We start from the raw sequence: 15,983 nt of genomic DNA, 5'->3' as shown, positions 1-15,983 counted from the left end.
GGGATATGTTCCGTAACGAGAAAAAGTAGGAGAGTAACGAGTATGGAGTTATATCAAACCATACTCGTGGCTGCGGCCACGGGTTTCTGCTCTGCTTTTGGCACTGGGATTGCCATGAAAACGGATATTGCTTGGATAAAGAAGATGTTAGAGAGCCATGATAAGCGAATTTCACGTCTTGAATAGTTGATTAAGTCACTGTGATAACATTCATTCGATGGTAAACTTATGTTGCTTAGTAAGCTGGTTTCACGCAGAGCATACGTGAATGCTAATGTTAGGTTTTTAAGGAGAGTAAGTTGAGTTTATCTTTTGAAGATTTGATTGAGCGGCATATGTCCACTCTAGATACAGAGACTATCCACTCCTTTAGGAAAATTTTTTCCAGTGCTGTGGACAACGAGTTTTCGAAAATTGAACAAGCACGTGCTGTACACGACGACATGCAGTTTATGTCAAAAGAGCATGAGTATATGCACAGCTCATGGATTGAAGATGATGCAAATTATATGTTTAGTGTTGTCGACTTGGCTAGCGAGTTGTGCATTTTGGCTCTTTATAAGAAGGTTGAACTTAAGCACAAAGAACTGGTTAGATTTTTCAATCTTACAGATAGCGCAAGAAAAGCCTCTAATTGGGATGTACTACTGAAATTATTGCCACAAGAGGTAAAAAATCTGCCGGAGTTCGATGCAGTAAACGAGTTACGGTTGATAAATAATGCAATTAAACATGAGGGTGTAATTAGTCAACAGTTAGCAGAAAATTATCCAGAACATGGTCAATGTGGTGAAGAGTTAACAGACTTAACTGCTTCTTTTGAGCGGTTAGAGCCGGTAGTTTGTAGGTATGTAATTGAACTGCATGCAATCTTGAAGTCCAAAACCTAACAAATTGTTCAAGCTGACAGCTAACCTGTGGCATTTTTGGTTTGGTTGAGTTTAGTGATTACGGTGGCTTTGCTTGGGTCTCGTGGCGGTTAGCTGCAACTTAACAAGGCGTTATACGGCTAAGAGTTAACACTCAACCGCCTAAGACTACACGAAATATGTAAGAGGTAGTTCATGCCTGATTATGGCAACAAATACGAAGATTTTTTATTCCATAAAATAGATGACTCAGATTTACTGAGTGGCTTTCTTATTGGACATTTGGTAATTGAAATACTTCTTGAAAAAATAGCATCAAACTATGATATAAAACTGAAGGAACATTTTCTGTCTCTGACACATAGTAGGAAAATCAATTTTTTGAAATCTCTTGAATTAATTGACGATGGAACAGCTAGCGGTCTTCAAAAAATAAATAGAATGAGAAATAAGTTTGCTAATGAGCTGGGATATGAACCAAATAAAGGTGAGTTGTTAAACCTCATAAGCAATTTAAGGGCTAATTTTTGTGACATTACAGGTGGACTAGAACAACTACACGAAGCACTTGAAGAATGTAATACACTTCAAAGCGCCAATGAAAAATATGGTTGTGGTTTGGCTGACCTGTTTATTCAAATCGTATACGATTTAGAAGAATATAGAAAAAATGAAGCCGCCGTATAACAAAAACATCAAGGTGACGCTTTACGCTCGGCGGTTTTGGTTTTTAGTCCGATGCAACCCTTACATGAGGTAAGTCCAAAACATAATATGCATTTAAGAGTTACTCCCAATATATGACAAAGGCTAGGGAAGTTGACGCAAACGCTTCTTGGCTTTCTCGCGATACATCTTCTTTTTCTCTTTAGTTACCGTGTCACTTTGTGGCTGTTTAATGCGGCGGCCACCACGAAACGGTAACGGCGTCACCACATTGGATCGCACGGGTATGTAGTCCAGCTCGTACATACGCTTTAACTGATGATACTCATCAAACCGTAACGCCATCGAATCCAGCTCTTTGGGGCTGAACATTCGACCTTCGGGCGTGATAATCACACAGCGCTCCTCATCAACACGAAATCCCGTCCAGTGGGTCAAATCTCTTAATACTAGACGGGCAAATAGCCACGAACGCGAATCAACAGCAGTTTTTCAGCCATCGGATTAACGTCCATCCAGCCAGATAACCAACGTTTTACCGTGACGGGCTGAACATGAAACCATGCCGCGCCTTGGTGAATATCATCGAAACAACGCCAAAACAGCTTAACAAACGATTCGTGGAGCATGATGTACCTCGCAAAAAATATCTAAGTTTGATTTTATTTTTCGATTGATAAAGTATGTGGTGATAGTTAAAACCGATTGTCATTAACAAAACTAGATATCGAACCAAAGCACAAACTTATCAAGCGCAGGCAAGATAACCACAGCAACAAACTGATAAAACCACAAATATGTTATATAGATAATTGTTTCCAAAGGATTTTTACGTATTGAAATCATAGGTTTCGTCATTAACTCAGAATGCATCCAGGTATGTTAAAAAAATACCACTCTCAGTGCGCATTATGTAAGTTATGTTAAATGTGAATTTGAGGTAGGTATAATTTCACACCCGATTTGTCTCTGCTCTCTTTTCTGCTCTTTAATCTAATTAATAGCTATCTAGTTCGCTGCATTTAACCGTATTGCGCATTTACCATAAAATAGGTAATAAACACCTATGTTTAAGTACTGCTGCAAATATTCAGTTTGCATGGTGCTTCAATATAAGTGTTTATTAGAGCTACCAGCTCATTGGCTTCTCGCTTGCTTACAGAGCTTAAGTTAGTATTCAGCAATCTTTTGCTTGCTGACTTACTAACTTATCAGGCATTAATCCAAATACAGCATTATGAGCAAAACAAGTCACACTACTTTCTAACTTTGCTTTTAATTCGTGGTCATTGCTAATAGTTGAATACCAGTAATATTGATTGTCACCGATAAAGCCAAATCACGATCCTTTTCCCATAATTCATAAAATGAATCTTGGTATTGCTCTGCAATAACGCCAAGTCGTGAAAAACTTGCATGGCGTTAGCTGCAAAATAATGCCAGTCCCAGGTTTTATAGCTTCTGGGCAACGAATGTCGGAGTTTGGCTCATATCTCGCTCGGCTCTATCATAAAGTTATATTTAAGTTGCCCCTCATAGTGGTCGCTTCTCTATCAAGAGATTTTTAGATAAAGACGCCCCATGAAGAATCGGATTATTATTTCAGTATCAACAGTTAACGGTTCTAAACATTTTCATTTGGGGATGAAAGCGCAGAAACGCGTTCGTTATGCCGTGATTGCAACTGCTGCAGTTTCATTACTTACGCTAGGTTCAATATTCTATCTCGTGAATGAAGTTGATTTTGCGAAAGGCAAGCAGGAAGAGCTAGAAAGACGCTCTTACACCTTAAATGAAGAATTGGATGCGCTTAACCAGCTTAAAGATGACCTTGAGCATGATCTTGATGAGAGAGAATCCAAGCTTTCCTCTGTATCCGATCGTTTAGGTGAGTTAGAAAACTTACTGGGTGTTAATGCTAACAATCATGATCCAATCGAATCACGTTTAGACGTTGCTGCAATCAATTCCGCAGTTAGGGTTGCAGTGTTAGAAAGTCTCCCGAACGGTGCACCTGTTAAGAATGCTCGCCAATCATCACAGTTTGGTAAGCGGAAGCATCCAGTAACTGGAAAAATACGACTACACGCTGGACTGGATTTTGCCGTAAACATAGGAACACCAATCTATGCCCCTGCTGACGGTGTTGTTGAGACAGTTAGGCCAAGTAATAAAGGTTCTGGCAACTTTATAAGGCTTCAACATTCATTTGGCATTACGTCATCTTACTCTCACCTTAAAAAGTTCGCCGTTCGCAGTGGTGACTTTGTAGATAAAGGTGAATTGATTGGCTATTCAGGCAACTCAGGCTTGTCGTCTGGACCTCATTTGCATTACGAAATTCGTTTTGTCGGTAGGCCATTAAACCCTCGCCCCTTTGTTGATTGGAGCATGGACAATTTTGAACATATTTTCGAAAAAGAGAGAAAAATAAAATGGGTATCTTTAATAAACAAAGTGGAGCAACGAGTCAGCTCTCAACTACAACTGTCATCGCAAAAGGTTGTAACATCACTGGAGAGCTCCAGCTAGCATGTGACATTCAAGTGGATGGTATTGTTGAAGGTAAATTGCGTTTAGAAAAAACACTAGTCGTTAGCGACTCTGGTCGCTTAAAAGGTGATATATATGCCGATAAGATCATAGTAAATGGTCTTATTGAAGGAACCTGCTATGCAAACGCCATCGAAATTCTGGATAAAGGTAAAGTAACAGGTACGATTTACTGTGATGATCTGAGTATTGAGCGCGGTGGTAGTTTCTTAGGAAGCACTTACCCAGCAGAAAAAGAACAAGTCGTAACACTTGAGCCAAAAGAAAAAGCCACAGCGAAAAAAATGAAATCAGAGCACAAAGCCGTTAACGAATAAATCGCATTTAGTCTCTCTTTGAACGTTAACAGTAAAAAGCTCACAATACTGTGAGCTTTCTTTTTAGCATATCGACTTGGGCTTAACCGCCAGCAAGTTTTACAGTATGACCTTTTTTTTCAAGGGTCGCTTTAATCACATCGCGTTTATCGCCCTGGATCTCGATGTTGCCATCTTTTACTGCGCCACCACAGCCACACACTTTCTTAAGCTCTGCAGCAAGTAGTTTCAATTGTGGGTCTTCCATATCTAGCCCAGTCACAATACATACGCCCTTGCCTTTACGGCCTTTTGTTTGACGCTGGATTCTGACAACACCATCACCCTGTGGTCGAGATGGTTTTTCTTTTTCTTCTTTAATGCGGCCTGTTTCTGTAGAAAACACTAATCGGCTGTTATCACTCATTATGTAACAATCTCATGAATTTACTGGGTTTTGTGAGTTCAGTATTAACTTCACTAATCTCACTTGCACAATCGTTGTTGGGTCATATTATCAATAAATACTCGTTGATCGGAAACTCTTATGATTCGGAATGTCGTTTTTGACTTTGGTGCAGTGTTGTTTGATTGGAATCCGAACAAAATTGTGACTGAATTCACCTCATCAGATTATGAGCAAGAGCAACTACTTACCAATGTGCTTGGTCATGCTGATTGGCTATCACTCGACCGTGGCACAATGCTAATGGCTGAAGTAATTCCTAAATTCTCTGCCCGTGTTGGGTTTCCTGAATCAAGAATGGAAGATTTCTTTGAGCATGTTCAAAACCAACTCACACTTATCGATGTTTCCGCTAACTTAGTAGAACACTTATTAGCATTAAACTACCCGCTTTATTACTTAACCAATATGAGCAATGCCTTTTTTGAAACCTTGAACGACAAGCATGCGTTCATTCGTGAATTCAAGGGAGGCATAGTATCGGCAAACGAACTATTAATTAAGCCAGAACCAGAGATATTCGAATTGCTTTGCCAACGTTATCAACTGAGCCCCAGCGAGTGCCTATTCATTGATGACAACAAGCAAAACGTTGAATGCGCGCGTGAACTTGGCTTTGAAGCGATACAATTTTTACCAAGTGAAGCATGTATACGTCAAATTATGGACAAACTTTAGCTGGTTAATGGCATATTCAGCTCGATTGATTAAGAATAGTGATACTAAGCCTGTTAATGATGTTCAATTGGCTATATTTATTAAATAATAATAACTAATCATCAGGAGATTCTGTGAAAAAATTGGCAATACCAGCAATTTTATTTGCGGCAATATGCACCGCACTGCCATCTATTGCTTCAGCAAAAATGCAAGATGGTAAATCTATCGTTGGTCAAGTAGAGACGATTCGCGTTCACGAGCTAAACCTCGATTACAAAGCGCGTATAGATACCGGTGCAAAAACGACATCTATTCATGCTGTTGATATTAAAGTAACAGGAAAAGACAGCGACAGTGATGACATGCGCGATCACCTTGGTGAAACCGTAGAGTTCACGACTTTAAACGAAAAAGGCGAAGAAGCACGTTACAAAGGCAAGATTGTTAAAGTAAGTAAAATCCGAAATGCCCAAGGTGTAGAAAGACGTTATGCCGTTAAGATGGATTTAGGCTGGAACGGTGAGCATAAAACTGTCGCAGTAAATTTACGAGATCGTAGCAAACTTGATTACAAGCTATTGATTGGACGCAACTGGCTAGAAGGCAACTACCTGGTTGATGTTGAAAAGTCTGATGATGACGATTAAGCATCGGTAAAAGCCAAAAAAGAAACGCCCAACTGGGCGTTTTATTTTTTCTGTTGAGCAGCAAGTTTTGCTAGCACCATATCAAGATGCTTTTTTATTGCTGCCGGTGAGCCTTTTAGTAATTGGCCACGTAATAATACGTACCACTCATTCGGCTTACCGCTGTCATTCATCAACTTAAACCCTTTATAGTCTTCTGATTTTTGCTGGGTATTTCGTTGTGCTGTTTCTTGTTGAGCAAAACTTGCAGGTGACATGATCGTCTTCATATCACACCACCAATCAATGCTTTTTTTCACTAATGTAACTTTGCCAGCGAGTATTTTACCGTTGATGGTTACTTTCCAATCATCTAGATCGCCGGATGCATTTTCTAGATGATAACCACGGTATAACAGCCGTTTTTTCATAGAAGCTCTTCCACATGATTAACTAATCACAAAAGCACGCTTACGCATAAGCGCAGACTACACATTGAGTAACATTATTTAACATATAAATGCTTTTATACAACAGTGTATACACGCTTAATTGAAGCACTATCGTCCATTTGTGTACAGCATTCTGAAAGCTAAATGGGCACTTTATTGAGTTTTTTTGAATTAGTTGATGTTTGTATGGATTAAACGTTCAAATAGCATACACTATATGAAGTTATAGTGCATTAGAGGTTGTTTGTTAGTAATGGATAGAAAAGAATTGATTAATCACTTCTCTAAAGAAGTAACAGATATTGCCTATTGGCAGACTATGACGGAAAAACGTTATGCTCACCGGACCTTAGTTGCATTTAATACCGACTGGAATGCCTTTGTTTGCTATTGCCAAAACATTCAAGCCTCCCCTTTACCAGCAAAAGTACAAACTGTTGAACGCTTTATCGCAAGCATGGCGCCAACACGTAAGCTCGCTAGCTTAAAACGCTACATAATAACGATTCGATTAGTGCATAGAACCCTCGCCTTGACAGATCCATGCTCCCATACTCAAATACGCTTATTGATGCAAGGCTATCACGAGGAAAAACAAGATGATAGTAAGCAAGCAGAAGGCTTGCACGCAGACCACATTTCTCGCCTTTTACTCGCTTTTGAATCCTCCCCCAACATCAAAGATATTCGTGATCTTGCTATTTGGACGGTCGCTTTTGATGGTTTATTAAAACGTAGTGAGTTGAGTAATATTTGCGTTGATGATGTAAAAATCGATGACGATGGTTTCGTAACCATCCAATTAGACAATAAACAACTTAACCTAAGTGAAGTCACATCCACAGCATTTACTCGTTGGTTAAGCGAAGGGTTAATAGCCGATGGATACGTGTTCAGGCGCATAGATCGCCATGGTAATATTGGCGAAAAGCCGCTCGACCACTCCTCTATTTACCGTGTGTTTCGCCGTGCAGGTGATGAATTAGGGGTTTCAAGCAAAGTGATATTTTCGGGGCAGTCACCACGCGTTGGAGCCGCTCAAGATCTCGCGAATGAAGGAGCAACGCTTAACGAAATACAATCGCAGGGGCGTTGGAAAAGCCCAGCGATGCCTGCTCAATATATAGGGCAGAACAGTAAGAGAGATAAAGAGATGGATAAATTTAAGAAAGACACACCATGGGATAATGACTAGTTAAATCAATACCCTACCTATTCATGTGGACTATCACTCCAGTGTTCCCTATAACCTGTATTACAATTTATAGGGGCTGTAATTTGCTGAAAAAGCCTAATTAATGGTGCTAAATCACCAAAATAACCTGCGATATTGGCATCCACCCAATCTGTTAGAGTGATACCCTCCCAGCAAATCTCGTAACCAGCATTAATGGCGAGAATTTCAAAAAATATACGCTGTACACGCCCGTTTCCTTCTCTGAACGGGTGAACAACATTAAGCTCACAATAGTAATGTGCAATACGCTCAATAAATGCCGAAAGCGACAGGCCAACAAGGTGGTTTTCTTTTTCAAGCTCATTAAACAAACGCAGTGCTTCACGTTCTATATTCATAAAATGACAAAAACGCGTTTCACCTTTTGTAATATCAACATGCCGTGCCTGACCGGCCCATGAGTATAAATCTTGAAATAAAATGTGGTGGATTTGGAGCAGATATTCGAAGTTTAATTGGGAGAAATCAGGTTCAAAATGCTCAGCACGTACACGCGTAAAATCACGCTCTGCTAAAGCGAGTTGTTCATCATCAGTAATGCCCAGTTTATTGATTAAAACTGATGAATGAGGATAACAGTCAGGGTCGTGCGTGACGCCATATTTATCTCGCATACTCTTTTCTTAAACGCTGAATTTTTTCAACTTCACTTATCGCTTTAGTGCCCGTTTGTTTTTGATCAGGTAAACCCAACTCAAACCCTTCCAGCTGAAGACTTGCCCGATAATTTCGCGCCTGCAGCTGTTTAAAGCGCGATCGTTTTTTCTCATCATCTAGCATAGCGCTACCTCTATGCATCTATCCGAATTATTACAGCTATCACTAAAAACGCCAGTAAATCACTGGCGTTTTTACAATTCTAGGTTTTATTTTACAGCACGTTTTACCGCTTGCTCTAAGAAACCAACAAACGTTTTACCGCTGTGTTCTAACATTTTAGGGAACATGGAAATCGGTGTCATACCAGGAAAGGTATTGATTTCATTAAGTAAAATTTCTCCTTCATCGCTTAGGAAGAAGTCAATGCGAGAAAGATCTTTCAGCTTCATTTGCACAAAGGCTTTGCGTGCAAAACTACGAATATCTTCTACTTGCTGTTCAGTTAGATTATCAGCTTCAACGGTCGTTTGGGAGTGACTGCCCGCGCCGTATTTTTCATCGTATGAGTAGAAGCCATCTTCAGGTGCTGCAACCTCACCCGGTTTAGTAATGATCAATTCACCGTCATATTCAAACGCAGCAATTTCTAATTCACGAGGTTTAATCGTTTTTTCAATCAAAACCTGATCTGAATAAGTAAATGCGTTGTTTACAGCATCAGTTAATTCAGACTCATTCGTGACGCTGTAACAGCCCACTGATGACCCCTGACATGCCGCCTTAACGAACACTTTCCCCCACTTATCAAGCGCTACTTTCGCACTCTCATGCGCTTCTGCGTTATTTTCACTTAGAAATAGATACGGTGTATTAGGAATATCTAGCGCGTCAAACCACAGTTTAGTGGTAATTTTATTGAAGCAATTCGTGCTCGCTTCTGCACCACAACCTAGGTATGGCAGTTTTGCCATGTCTAAAAATGACTGAAGATCACCAGTCTCACCAGGAAAACCATGTACGCAAGGCACTACATAATCAATTGTTTGTTTTTCATCGCCACATTGTAAAGTACGATCTAGATTAAGCTGACATGATGTACCATCTTCTAAAAACCAACCGTCACTCTTCATTTCTACACGCGAGTAGTTGATTCCATCAATCTGCTTTAGCGTTTGCTCAATATAATTAGCAGAAATAATTGATACTTCGTGTTCAGCAGAACCACCGCCGCACAGTAGTAAAACGTGGATAGCTTTCATTATCGTCCCTTGTGGTACTTCAATTGGTAACCGAGTGTTTACCAAATTAATCATATTTGGACTGGCGTAAGAATACAAAGTAGAGAGACACCAACCCCATTTATACCCAATAGTAATCAAAAACCCCCATTGATGGCAGCATCTCGATCGGGTTACGTGTAAAAACCACAATAATTGATTACTCAGCGGTGTTATCTGCTTAAAAAGTCTTCATTTAGAGATGAAACTTAAACATGGCAGGCCCACACTCAATCAATCGTTGGTTTAGTAAGGCTTGTAAAATAAAAAAGAGAGCGCGATGCTCTCTTCTTATAATGCTATGCCCTTTGCGAAATTGTTTTTAGTTCAACTTCGTTAACTTAGGATTTGATGAAGCTTTAATATCATCAATTTTACGAATGAATGGTCCGTAATTTTTAATGTCTTGTGGTAATGCATTCAATGCACGCTTTGCTTGTTCGCGTGTTTCATATTGGCCAAATAGCAAAGTGTACCAAGGCAAACCATCAAGCACTTTCTTATTTGTCCATACAGGTTGATTTGACGGCAATTTATTCATGTAAGTCGTAAAGCCTTGGTTATGACTCAGGGCTAAAACTTGAATGGTGTAACCCTCTTTCGCCGCTTCTACATATTGATATGTAGGTTTAGTTTCTGTTTTAGGTTCGACTTGTGTTTCGTGACTAACTTCCGTTGTTGTAACGTTCTGTGCTGTTTCTTCACCTTGCATGGCAGCAATTTGTTCTGCTGAATACACTTCTTGAGAAGTTGAACTGACAATCTCTAATGACTCTGTATTTGACGCACACCCGACAAGTGCCGTTGCTACAGCTAAAACGGCGATTTTTTTCATTGTTATCCTACCACTGAAAATTTCTGCAATTATTCTGACGCGACTTCCTATACCGATCAAGCAAAACGTTACGCAAGATCAATAACTATCTGCCCTCTGTCACAGGAATTAGTAGTAGAATCCCCTCGTTATCTTTATTTTTCTCAATAACATTTCTTTGGAGTGCTAAATGGCAGATCCACATATTAAAAGTCAATTAGACATTATCGATATTATTACTGTTCTTCTGTATCGTTCTGCATTAACCGTGGCAGCTGCGACGCTTTCAATCATCGCATGGGAGGCGCAAACCGCAACAACAGCACTTGTCGCTGCCGCATTAATTGCTTCATCAACTGTGCACATTTACGACAAACGTTTTCGCTGGCTCATTCAAGGTAGTGGTATGTTTGCCGTCATTTGGTTATTAGCAGGCCTATGGCAACCGCTCGCTCTTGGAGCTGCTCTGTTTGCATTCAGCGCACTGGCAGTAAAAGAATATTTCTGTTTTCAGTTAAAAGTACTCCTTGCAACTCCTCTTGTTTTAGCAGGCTTCTGGTTTTGTCTGGTGTTCAATCAGCAACAAATTAGTATCTTGTTTAGTATGGCAGGTGCTATTTTGTTGGCTGTAGCAGCCGTTGCTAAATGGCGTATGCCACTTCATTTCGATATTGGTGATAAGAGCCGTTACCAAATATAGCAACTCTATTTTCTAATGTACTAGCAAGGATGCTTGTACTTCTTACGTCATCGCTCACTTTTATAAACGCGCAATATCGCGTCTGATCACACCCCAAAACCAATAGACAGAAACTCGCAGCCATATCCGCTAGAATCAGTAAGATAAGATGACGGTGGAGAGAAAAATGAACGGACTCGATAAGTTACTCAAACCTAAATCCATTGCTGTAATCGGCGCATCTGATAGCCCTCATAGAACGGGCAATGTTGTTATTCGTAACTTATTATCTGGTCACTTTCATGGCCCTATCATGCCTGTCACCCCTAAATATGACGCAGTAGCGGGTGTATTAGCCTACCCAACAATTCAAAGCCTACCCAGAACACCCGATCTCGCTATTCTCTGCACTAATGCTCACCGTAATGTCGCTATTATTGAGGAACTCGGCAAGAAAGGTGTAAAAGTCGCAATCGTGCTTGCGGCCGGCATGAACAATTTGCCACAGCATACCGTATCAGATGTAGACGCTGAAAATAATCAAGCTATCGAGTCAGAAGAATCACGGATGTTCGCCATAGCTCAACACTACGGTATGCGAATTGTCGGCCCTAACAGCATGGGACTCATATTACCTTGGCTCAATTTGAATGCCTCGTTTTCACCTATTCCTGCCAATAAAGGTAATATCGCTTTTATCTCTCAATCTGCCGCGGTTTGTACCACCATTTTAGATTGGGCAAAAAACAAGAAAATTGGATTCTCTACCTTTTTATCACTTGGTGATGCCTGCGACATTAACTTCGCAGAGCTACTTGATACACTTTGTCGTGATAGCAAAACCGAAGCGATTTTGCTGTATGTCGATTCGGTGAAAGATGCTCGGCGATTCATGTCTGCTGCACGAGCTGCGGCGCGAAATCGCCGTATACTGGTAGTGAAAAGTGGTCGGACGCAAGCAGGCAGCATGGCGGCACAAATTCATACGGGGGGCGATGGCGGGCTTGATGCTGTTTATGATGCAGCCATTCGGCGCTCAGGGATGCTTCGTGTTCACAACACCCATGAATTGTTTGCTGCTGTCGAAACATTAGCGCACTCAGTCCCACTGCGCGGTGAGCGATTAGCAATACTGACCAATGGCGGTGGCCCTGCCATTATGGCAGTGGATGCCTTATCTGATCGTGGTGGAAAACTCGCCACACTGAGTGAAGACACAATCAATCAGCTTTCTAATATTTTGCCGTCTTGCTGGTCACACTCAAACCCTATCGACATTATTGGCGATGCCGATATTGAACGATACGAAAAAGCAGTAAGAATCCTGCTTGATTCCGATGACTTCGATGCGCTGCTTTTGATGCATTCTCCATCAGCCATTGCTGATGGCAACGAAACAGCCAAACGCCTCGTTCACCTGCTGCAATCACACCCAAGAACCAGAAAATTTAATATTCTGACAAACTGGGCTGGAGAAAATGAAGCGACAAGCGCAAGACAGATCTTTGCTGATGCGGGTTACCCAGCTTATCGCACCCCAGAAAGTGCCGTTTCGGCTTTCATGCATTTGGTGGAATACCGCAGAAACCAAAAACAGCTAATTGAAACCCCAGTCTCTTTTGGTGAGACAAACGCTAGCCCTAAGCTGGTGAATGCCATGCTAAAGGAGCTACTTGCCCAAAATGTCCACCAATTAGAAACCCATGATGTCAGGCCGCTACTGGAAAGCTATGGCTTTAATACACTGCCCACTTGGATTGCAAGTGATCCAGCTGAAGCTGCCCATATTGCCGAGCAAATTGGCTACCCTGTCGCCGTAAAATTACGTTCACCTGATATTCGCCATAAATCGGAAGTGCATGGCGTCATGCTACATTTACGCACAGCGGCTGAAGTAGCAAATGGTGCGCAGGCTATTTTAGATCGTGTTTCGCTCAACTACCCAAGCGCCCGAATTGATGGATTACTAGTACAGCAAATGGCTAACCGTTCAGGGGCTCAAGAACTCAGAATAGCGGTTCACCACGATGCGATTTTTGGTCCCGTCATTTTATTAGGTGAAGATGCCGCTGAATGGGACATCCATAAAGATGCCGCCGTTGCCATTCCACCATTAAACATGGCGCTTGCGCGTTACATGGTGATCAATGCCATTAAGACAGGCAAAATCCGCCAGCGTCGCCTACCCGAGCAATTAGACATTCCTGCCTTATGTAAACTCTTGGTGCAAATATCACAGCTCATTATTGATTGCCCTGAAATTGCAGAGCTTGATATTCACCCTCTATTAGCATCAGGTGAAGAACTGACAGTGATTGACGCCTCTATGACAATCAAACCCTTCACTGGCGATAAACAAGCACGACTGGCTATTCGGCCTTACCCAAAAGAGCACGAGCAAACTGTCGAACTGAAAGATGGCCGTTCGATTTTGCTGCGTCCTATCTTGCCAGAAGATGAACCTAAACATGCTTCGTTTATCTCAAAGGTATCGGTAGATGACTTGTATCGACGCTTCTTCTCTGATGTGGGCGAATTTAATCATGAAGCATTAGCAAACTTCACCCAAATTGATTACGACCGCGAAATGGCGTTTGTGGCAACCACAAAAGAAAAAAATAGCGAAGGTAAAGATGACGAAGTAATTATAGGTGTGACACGGGCATTATCTGATCCCAATAATGAAGAAGCAGAATTTGCAATTCTTGTCCGTTCAGATCTAAAAGGCGTTGGCTTAGGACGAATTTTAATGGAGAAAATAATCGATTACTGCCATAAACGTGGATTACAGCGAATGACGGGAATGACCATGCCTTCTAACCGCGGCATGATCATGTTGGCACAAAAGGTCGGCTTTCATGTCGACATTCAAATGGAAGATGGCGTGGTGGAAATGTTGTTAGCATTGAACAATGAATAATAAACAAAGTACGCTAAGCTAAAGCCCCCACTCAAATGTTCATTTTTCACCCTCTAGTGCGAAGTGAACATTATCAGAACTACTCCTTCCACTGCTGCTTTAGTTGTTGAATGCACCAGGTTTTTGCTTTACCCATGGTATTGCGGTTCCACGCTAAAACAACATCAAGTTCATGAGCTATATCTGCGTTAATGCGTACCAGCTCACCGCGTGCAATTGCGTCTTCAGCGTATTGGGATGACAATGTCCCAATGCCCACACCCGCTTTTAATGCCACCAGCTTATCGTGCATAGTGCTCACCGTCAGTAGCGGCTGATCATCTAATATATTGTGTGAAATAGGCGGCATATTACGAGCGGTATCCGCGACAGCTATCACGCGATATTGTAAGCGAACTAACGGATCAAGTGGATCGTCATGCTGCAGAATCGGATGGTCGGGATGAGCAACCCAATACCCCGTTAATTTTCCTAACGGTTCAATCTTCACTTCTGGTGGAGCAACGGTTGGGGCTGGCGCGATGACTAAATCGGCCCTGTCTTGCGCGAGTGCTTCCCAACACCCCGCAAGAATCTCTTCTTGAAATCGCAGCCGTGTTTTACTTTTCTTGGCCAAACCATCAACTAAAGGCAACATATCAGCAAAGGAAATTAAACCGTCGTAAGCAATAGTAATATCAAGCTCCCAACCGTGCGCTAATGCACTGGCATCTGCCACCATTTCATCAGCCGCTTGTAAAAGTTGTCTACCTCGCTCTAATAACAACTTACCCGCTTTGGTAAATGCCGCCCGATGACCAGAACGATCAAAGATAACGAGATCTAAATCTTGCTCTAATTTTTGGACTTGATAACTTAAAGATGAAGGAGCACGACCCAATTCTTCAGACGCAGCAGCAAAACTTCCACGCCGATCTATGGCGTCTAATACCAATAAAGCCTCAAATGATAATAACTTATTCACTGCAACTCCCTGTTATGCGTCGCAAAGCCTCTAATCAAATATCATACCCTGCTTTTCTTTATTTCCCTATAGAAGCCTAATTTAACATACTCACAAAACTGACTATTTAGTCATTAATAATGATATATCCCCGAGATATTTTTAACCAAGATGATAATTTACGCAAAAATACGAATAAAACCAGTCATATAAAGCAGAACATTACTTCGCTATTGATACGCAAACAAATGCATTCGTAATTTCAATTTCCCTATACTTATTTCCCACCAAAATCGCGTAAATATTCAAAATAAAGGAATATTCAATTACTTGATCTGGGTTAAGTTTTGTATGATAAATATTATATATAGTAATTACATCAATCACATGGATGAATTGAAACGCGAAACGCCTTGAAATTTATAAGGCGTTTTTAATCAAAGGTACTCACAATAAGGATATTCATGAAACACTTAACGAGCGATCTTACTCAGGTTCTTGAACAGTGTAAGCAAACGATCGATCTTCAAGATAAGTCACATTCGAATCCCTATCTGATACCGAATCCAGAGCTAGCAGAATGCTCAAAATTACAGTATTCACAACTCGAATGCGCAAAACATCATGTTGATGTGATAGAGCAGCTTTTAACCAATGCATTAAGTGCCCTAGAACAGCATGATGAATTACTTGCTGAAGAAGCAATTCAAAGCGCGCTTGAGCATGTCAATGCCCAAACAGCCAAATCTGCACCAATGGATATGATTCTTTGCGAACCTGTACTAGCAGGTTAACGCATAAGCAACAAAGCACTACTGACACTATTTTACGGCTTTGCCGATTTATCAAATTCTAATAATAAGAAATACTAGCTACAACATGGAATCTCTCACCAAAGGCGATTGTCCTGTCTAATGCCTGCGGT

18 protein-coding genes and 1 pseudogene are annotated in these 15,983 nt (G+C 41.1%); 11 read left to right on the top strand and 8 right to left on the bottom strand.

Annotation, left to right across the window (positions count from 1 at the left end; all coding sequences use genetic code 11):
- The first annotated feature begins 42 nt into the window (after window positions 1-42).
- The 3 genes from OCU77_RS19075 (at window position 43) to OCU77_RS19065 (ending at window position 1,556) form a co-directional block, all read left to right on the top strand.
- On the top strand, window positions 43-186 hold the full coding sequence (locus OCU77_RS19075) for a hypothetical protein (protein WP_160314699.1): 144 nt from the start codon (window positions 43-45) through the stop codon (window positions 184-186).
- A 113-nt stretch (window positions 187-299) separates the two neighbouring features.
- A complete protein-coding gene (locus OCU77_RS19070; protein ID WP_048897888.1) occupies window positions 300-890 on the top strand; it encodes a hypothetical protein in 591 nt (196 codons plus the stop codon).
- Between the two features lie 174 nt (window positions 891-1,064).
- Window positions 1,065-1,556: a hypothetical protein gene (locus OCU77_RS19065; RefSeq protein ID WP_048897887.1), complete on the top strand. Its 492-nt coding sequence runs from the start codon at window positions 1,065-1,067 to the stop codon at window positions 1,554-1,556.
- Window positions 1,557-1,679: 123 nt separating this feature from the next.
- On the opposite strand, the pseudogene OCU77_RS19060 reads toward OCU77_RS19065, so the two are convergent.
- Window positions 1,680-2,164: pseudogene (locus tag OCU77_RS19060) on the bottom strand (phage protein).
- Window positions 2,165-3,116: 952 nt separating this feature from the next.
- On the opposite strand from OCU77_RS19060, the gene OCU77_RS19055 reads away from it, so the two are divergent.
- On the top strand, window positions 3,117-4,067 hold the full coding sequence (locus OCU77_RS19055) for a M23 family metallopeptidase (protein ID WP_048897886.1): 951 nt from the start codon (window positions 3,117-3,119) through the stop codon (window positions 4,065-4,067).
- Window positions 4,068-4,081: 14 nt separating this feature from the next.
- On the top strand, window positions 4,082-4,405 hold the full coding sequence (locus OCU77_RS19050) for a bactofilin family protein (protein ID WP_239685880.1): 324 nt from the start codon (window positions 4,082-4,084) through the stop codon (window positions 4,403-4,405).
- 82 nt (window positions 4,406-4,487) lie between these two features.
- On the opposite strand, the gene yciH is transcribed toward OCU77_RS19050, so the two are convergent.
- The gene (gene yciH / locus OCU77_RS19045) at window positions 4,488-4,811 is read right to left on the bottom strand and encodes a stress response translation initiation inhibitor YciH (protein ID WP_048897885.1); all 324 of its coding nucleotides are present in this window, start codon (window positions 4,809-4,811) and stop codon (window positions 4,488-4,490) included.
- Between the two features lie 120 nt (window positions 4,812-4,931).
- On the opposite strand from yciH, the gene OCU77_RS19040 reads away from it, so the two are divergent.
- Window positions 4,932-5,528, top strand: coding sequence for an HAD family hydrolase (locus OCU77_RS19040; RefSeq protein ID WP_048897884.1), 597 nt, complete (start codon window positions 4,932-4,934; stop codon window positions 5,526-5,528).
- Window positions 5,529-5,641: 113 nt separating this feature from the next.
- A complete protein-coding gene (locus OCU77_RS19035; RefSeq protein ID WP_107302637.1) occupies window positions 5,642-6,157 on the top strand; it encodes an ATP-dependent zinc protease family protein in 516 nt (171 codons plus the stop codon).
- A gap of 41 nt (window positions 6,158-6,198) precedes the next feature.
- On the opposite strand, the gene OCU77_RS19030 is transcribed toward OCU77_RS19035, so the two are convergent.
- Window positions 6,199-6,567: a DUF3319 domain-containing protein gene (locus tag OCU77_RS19030; RefSeq protein WP_048897883.1), complete on the bottom strand. Its 369-nt coding sequence runs from the start codon at window positions 6,565-6,567 to the stop codon at window positions 6,199-6,201.
- 274 nt (window positions 6,568-6,841) lie between these two features.
- On the opposite strand from OCU77_RS19030, the gene OCU77_RS19025 reads away from it, so the two are divergent.
- On the top strand, window positions 6,842-7,783 hold the full coding sequence (locus tag OCU77_RS19025) for a tyrosine-type recombinase/integrase (protein WP_107302638.1): 942 nt from the start codon (window positions 6,842-6,844) through the stop codon (window positions 7,781-7,783).
- A gap of 17 nt (window positions 7,784-7,800) precedes the next feature.
- Here OCU77_RS19025 and OCU77_RS19020 read toward each other — a convergent pair whose 3' ends face one another.
- From OCU77_RS19020 to OCU77_RS19005, 4 genes are all read right to left on the bottom strand, one after another.
- On the bottom strand, window positions 7,801-8,439 hold the full coding sequence (locus OCU77_RS19020; protein ID WP_048897881.1) for a putative adenosine monophosphate-protein transferase Fic: 639 nt from the start codon (window positions 8,437-8,439) through the stop codon (window positions 7,801-7,803).
- The gene (locus OCU77_RS19015; RefSeq protein WP_160314698.1) at window positions 8,429-8,605 is read right to left on the bottom strand and encodes a YhfG family protein; all 177 of its coding nucleotides are present in this window, start codon (window positions 8,603-8,605) and stop codon (window positions 8,429-8,431) included. The genes OCU77_RS19020 and OCU77_RS19015 overlap by 11 nt, the downstream gene beginning before the upstream one ends.
- An 86-nt stretch (window positions 8,606-8,691) precedes the next feature.
- The gene (locus OCU77_RS19010) at window positions 8,692-9,684 is read right to left on the bottom strand and encodes a D-alanine--D-alanine ligase (protein WP_048897880.1); all 993 of its coding nucleotides are present in this window, start codon (window positions 9,682-9,684) and stop codon (window positions 8,692-8,694) included.
- Between the two features lie 340 nt (window positions 9,685-10,024).
- Window positions 10,025-10,537 carry an SPOR domain-containing protein gene (locus OCU77_RS19005; RefSeq protein ID WP_048897879.1) on the bottom strand — a complete coding sequence of 171 codons (513 nt, stop codon included), beginning with the start codon at window positions 10,535-10,537 and terminating at the stop codon, window positions 10,025-10,027.
- Between the two features lie 169 nt (window positions 10,538-10,706).
- On the opposite strand from OCU77_RS19005, the gene OCU77_RS19000 reads away from it, so the two are divergent.
- Window positions 10,707-11,216, top strand: a complete 510-nt coding sequence (locus tag OCU77_RS19000) for a DUF2301 domain-containing membrane protein (protein ID WP_048897878.1) — start codon at window positions 10,707-10,709, stop codon at window positions 11,214-11,216.
- A 166-nt stretch (window positions 11,217-11,382) separates the two neighbouring features.
- The gene (locus OCU77_RS18995) at window positions 11,383-14,115 is read left to right on the top strand and encodes a bifunctional acetate--CoA ligase family protein/GNAT family N-acetyltransferase (RefSeq protein WP_107302640.1); all 2,733 of its coding nucleotides are present in this window, start codon (window positions 11,383-11,385) and stop codon (window positions 14,113-14,115) included.
- A 79-nt stretch (window positions 14,116-14,194) separates the two neighbouring features.
- On the opposite strand, the gene OCU77_RS18990 is transcribed toward OCU77_RS18995, so the two are convergent.
- Window positions 14,195-15,079, bottom strand: coding sequence for a LysR family transcriptional regulator (locus tag OCU77_RS18990; RefSeq protein ID WP_048897877.1), 885 nt, complete (start codon window positions 15,077-15,079; stop codon window positions 14,195-14,197).
- A gap of 443 nt (window positions 15,080-15,522) precedes the next feature.
- On the opposite strand from OCU77_RS18990, the gene OCU77_RS18985 reads away from it, so the two are divergent.
- Window positions 15,523-15,852, top strand: coding sequence for a hypothetical protein (locus tag OCU77_RS18985; RefSeq protein WP_048897876.1), 330 nt, complete (start codon window positions 15,523-15,525; stop codon window positions 15,850-15,852).
- The last annotated feature ends 131 nt before the right edge of the window (window positions 15,853-15,983 follow it).

The organism is Photobacterium swingsii (genome assembly GCF_024346715.1).
Lineage (GTDB): Bacteria > Pseudomonadota > Gammaproteobacteria > Enterobacterales > Vibrionaceae > Photobacterium > Photobacterium swingsii.
Note: the sequence above shows the minus strand (reverse complement) of the source record. Positions and strands in the feature narration are given on the sequence as shown.

Excerpts from the sequence above, each read along its gene's own strand:
- OCU77_RS18985 (WP_048897876.1), top strand. The coding sequence starts at position 15,523 with ATGAAACACTTAACGAGCGATCTTACTCAGGTTCTTGAACAGTGTAAG.
- OCU77_RS19000 (WP_048897878.1), top strand. The coding sequence starts at position 10,707 with ATGGCAGATCCACATATTAAAAGTCAATTAGACATTATCGATATTATT.
- OCU77_RS19065 (WP_048897887.1), top strand. The coding sequence starts at position 1,065 with ATGCCTGATTATGGCAACAAATACGAAGATTTTTTATTCCATAAAATA.
- OCU77_RS19005 (WP_048897879.1), bottom strand. The coding sequence starts at position 10,537 with ATGAAAAAAATCGCCGTTTTAGCTGTAGCAACGGCACTTGTCGGGTGT.
- OCU77_RS19055 (WP_048897886.1), top strand. The coding sequence starts at position 3,117 with ATGAAGAATCGGATTATTATTTCAGTATCAACAGTTAACGGTTCTAAA.
- OCU77_RS18995 (WP_107302640.1), top strand. The coding sequence starts at position 11,383 with ATGAACGGACTCGATAAGTTACTCAAACCTAAATCCATTGCTGTAATC.
- OCU77_RS19025 (WP_107302638.1), top strand. The coding sequence starts at position 6,842 with ATGGATAGAAAAGAATTGATTAATCACTTCTCTAAAGAAGTAACAGAT.
- OCU77_RS19075 (WP_160314699.1), top strand. The coding sequence starts at position 43 with ATGGAGTTATATCAAACCATACTCGTGGCTGCGGCCACGGGTTTCTGC.
- yciH (WP_048897885.1), bottom strand. The coding sequence starts at position 4,811 with ATGAGTGATAACAGCCGATTAGTGTTTTCTACAGAAACAGGCCGCATT.
- OCU77_RS19020 (WP_048897881.1), bottom strand. The coding sequence starts at position 8,439 with ATGCGAGATAAATATGGCGTCACGCACGACCCTGACTGTTATCCTCAT.
- OCU77_RS19040 (WP_048897884.1), top strand. The coding sequence starts at position 4,932 with ATGATTCGGAATGTCGTTTTTGACTTTGGTGCAGTGTTGTTTGATTGG.
- OCU77_RS19015 (WP_160314698.1), bottom strand. The coding sequence starts at position 8,605 with ATGCTAGATGATGAGAAAAAACGATCGCGCTTTAAACAGCTGCAGGCG.
- OCU77_RS19030 (WP_048897883.1), bottom strand. The coding sequence starts at position 6,567 with ATGAAAAAACGGCTGTTATACCGTGGTTATCATCTAGAAAATGCATCC.
- OCU77_RS19010 (WP_048897880.1), bottom strand. The coding sequence starts at position 9,684 with ATGAAAGCTATCCACGTTTTACTACTGTGCGGCGGTGGTTCTGCTGAA.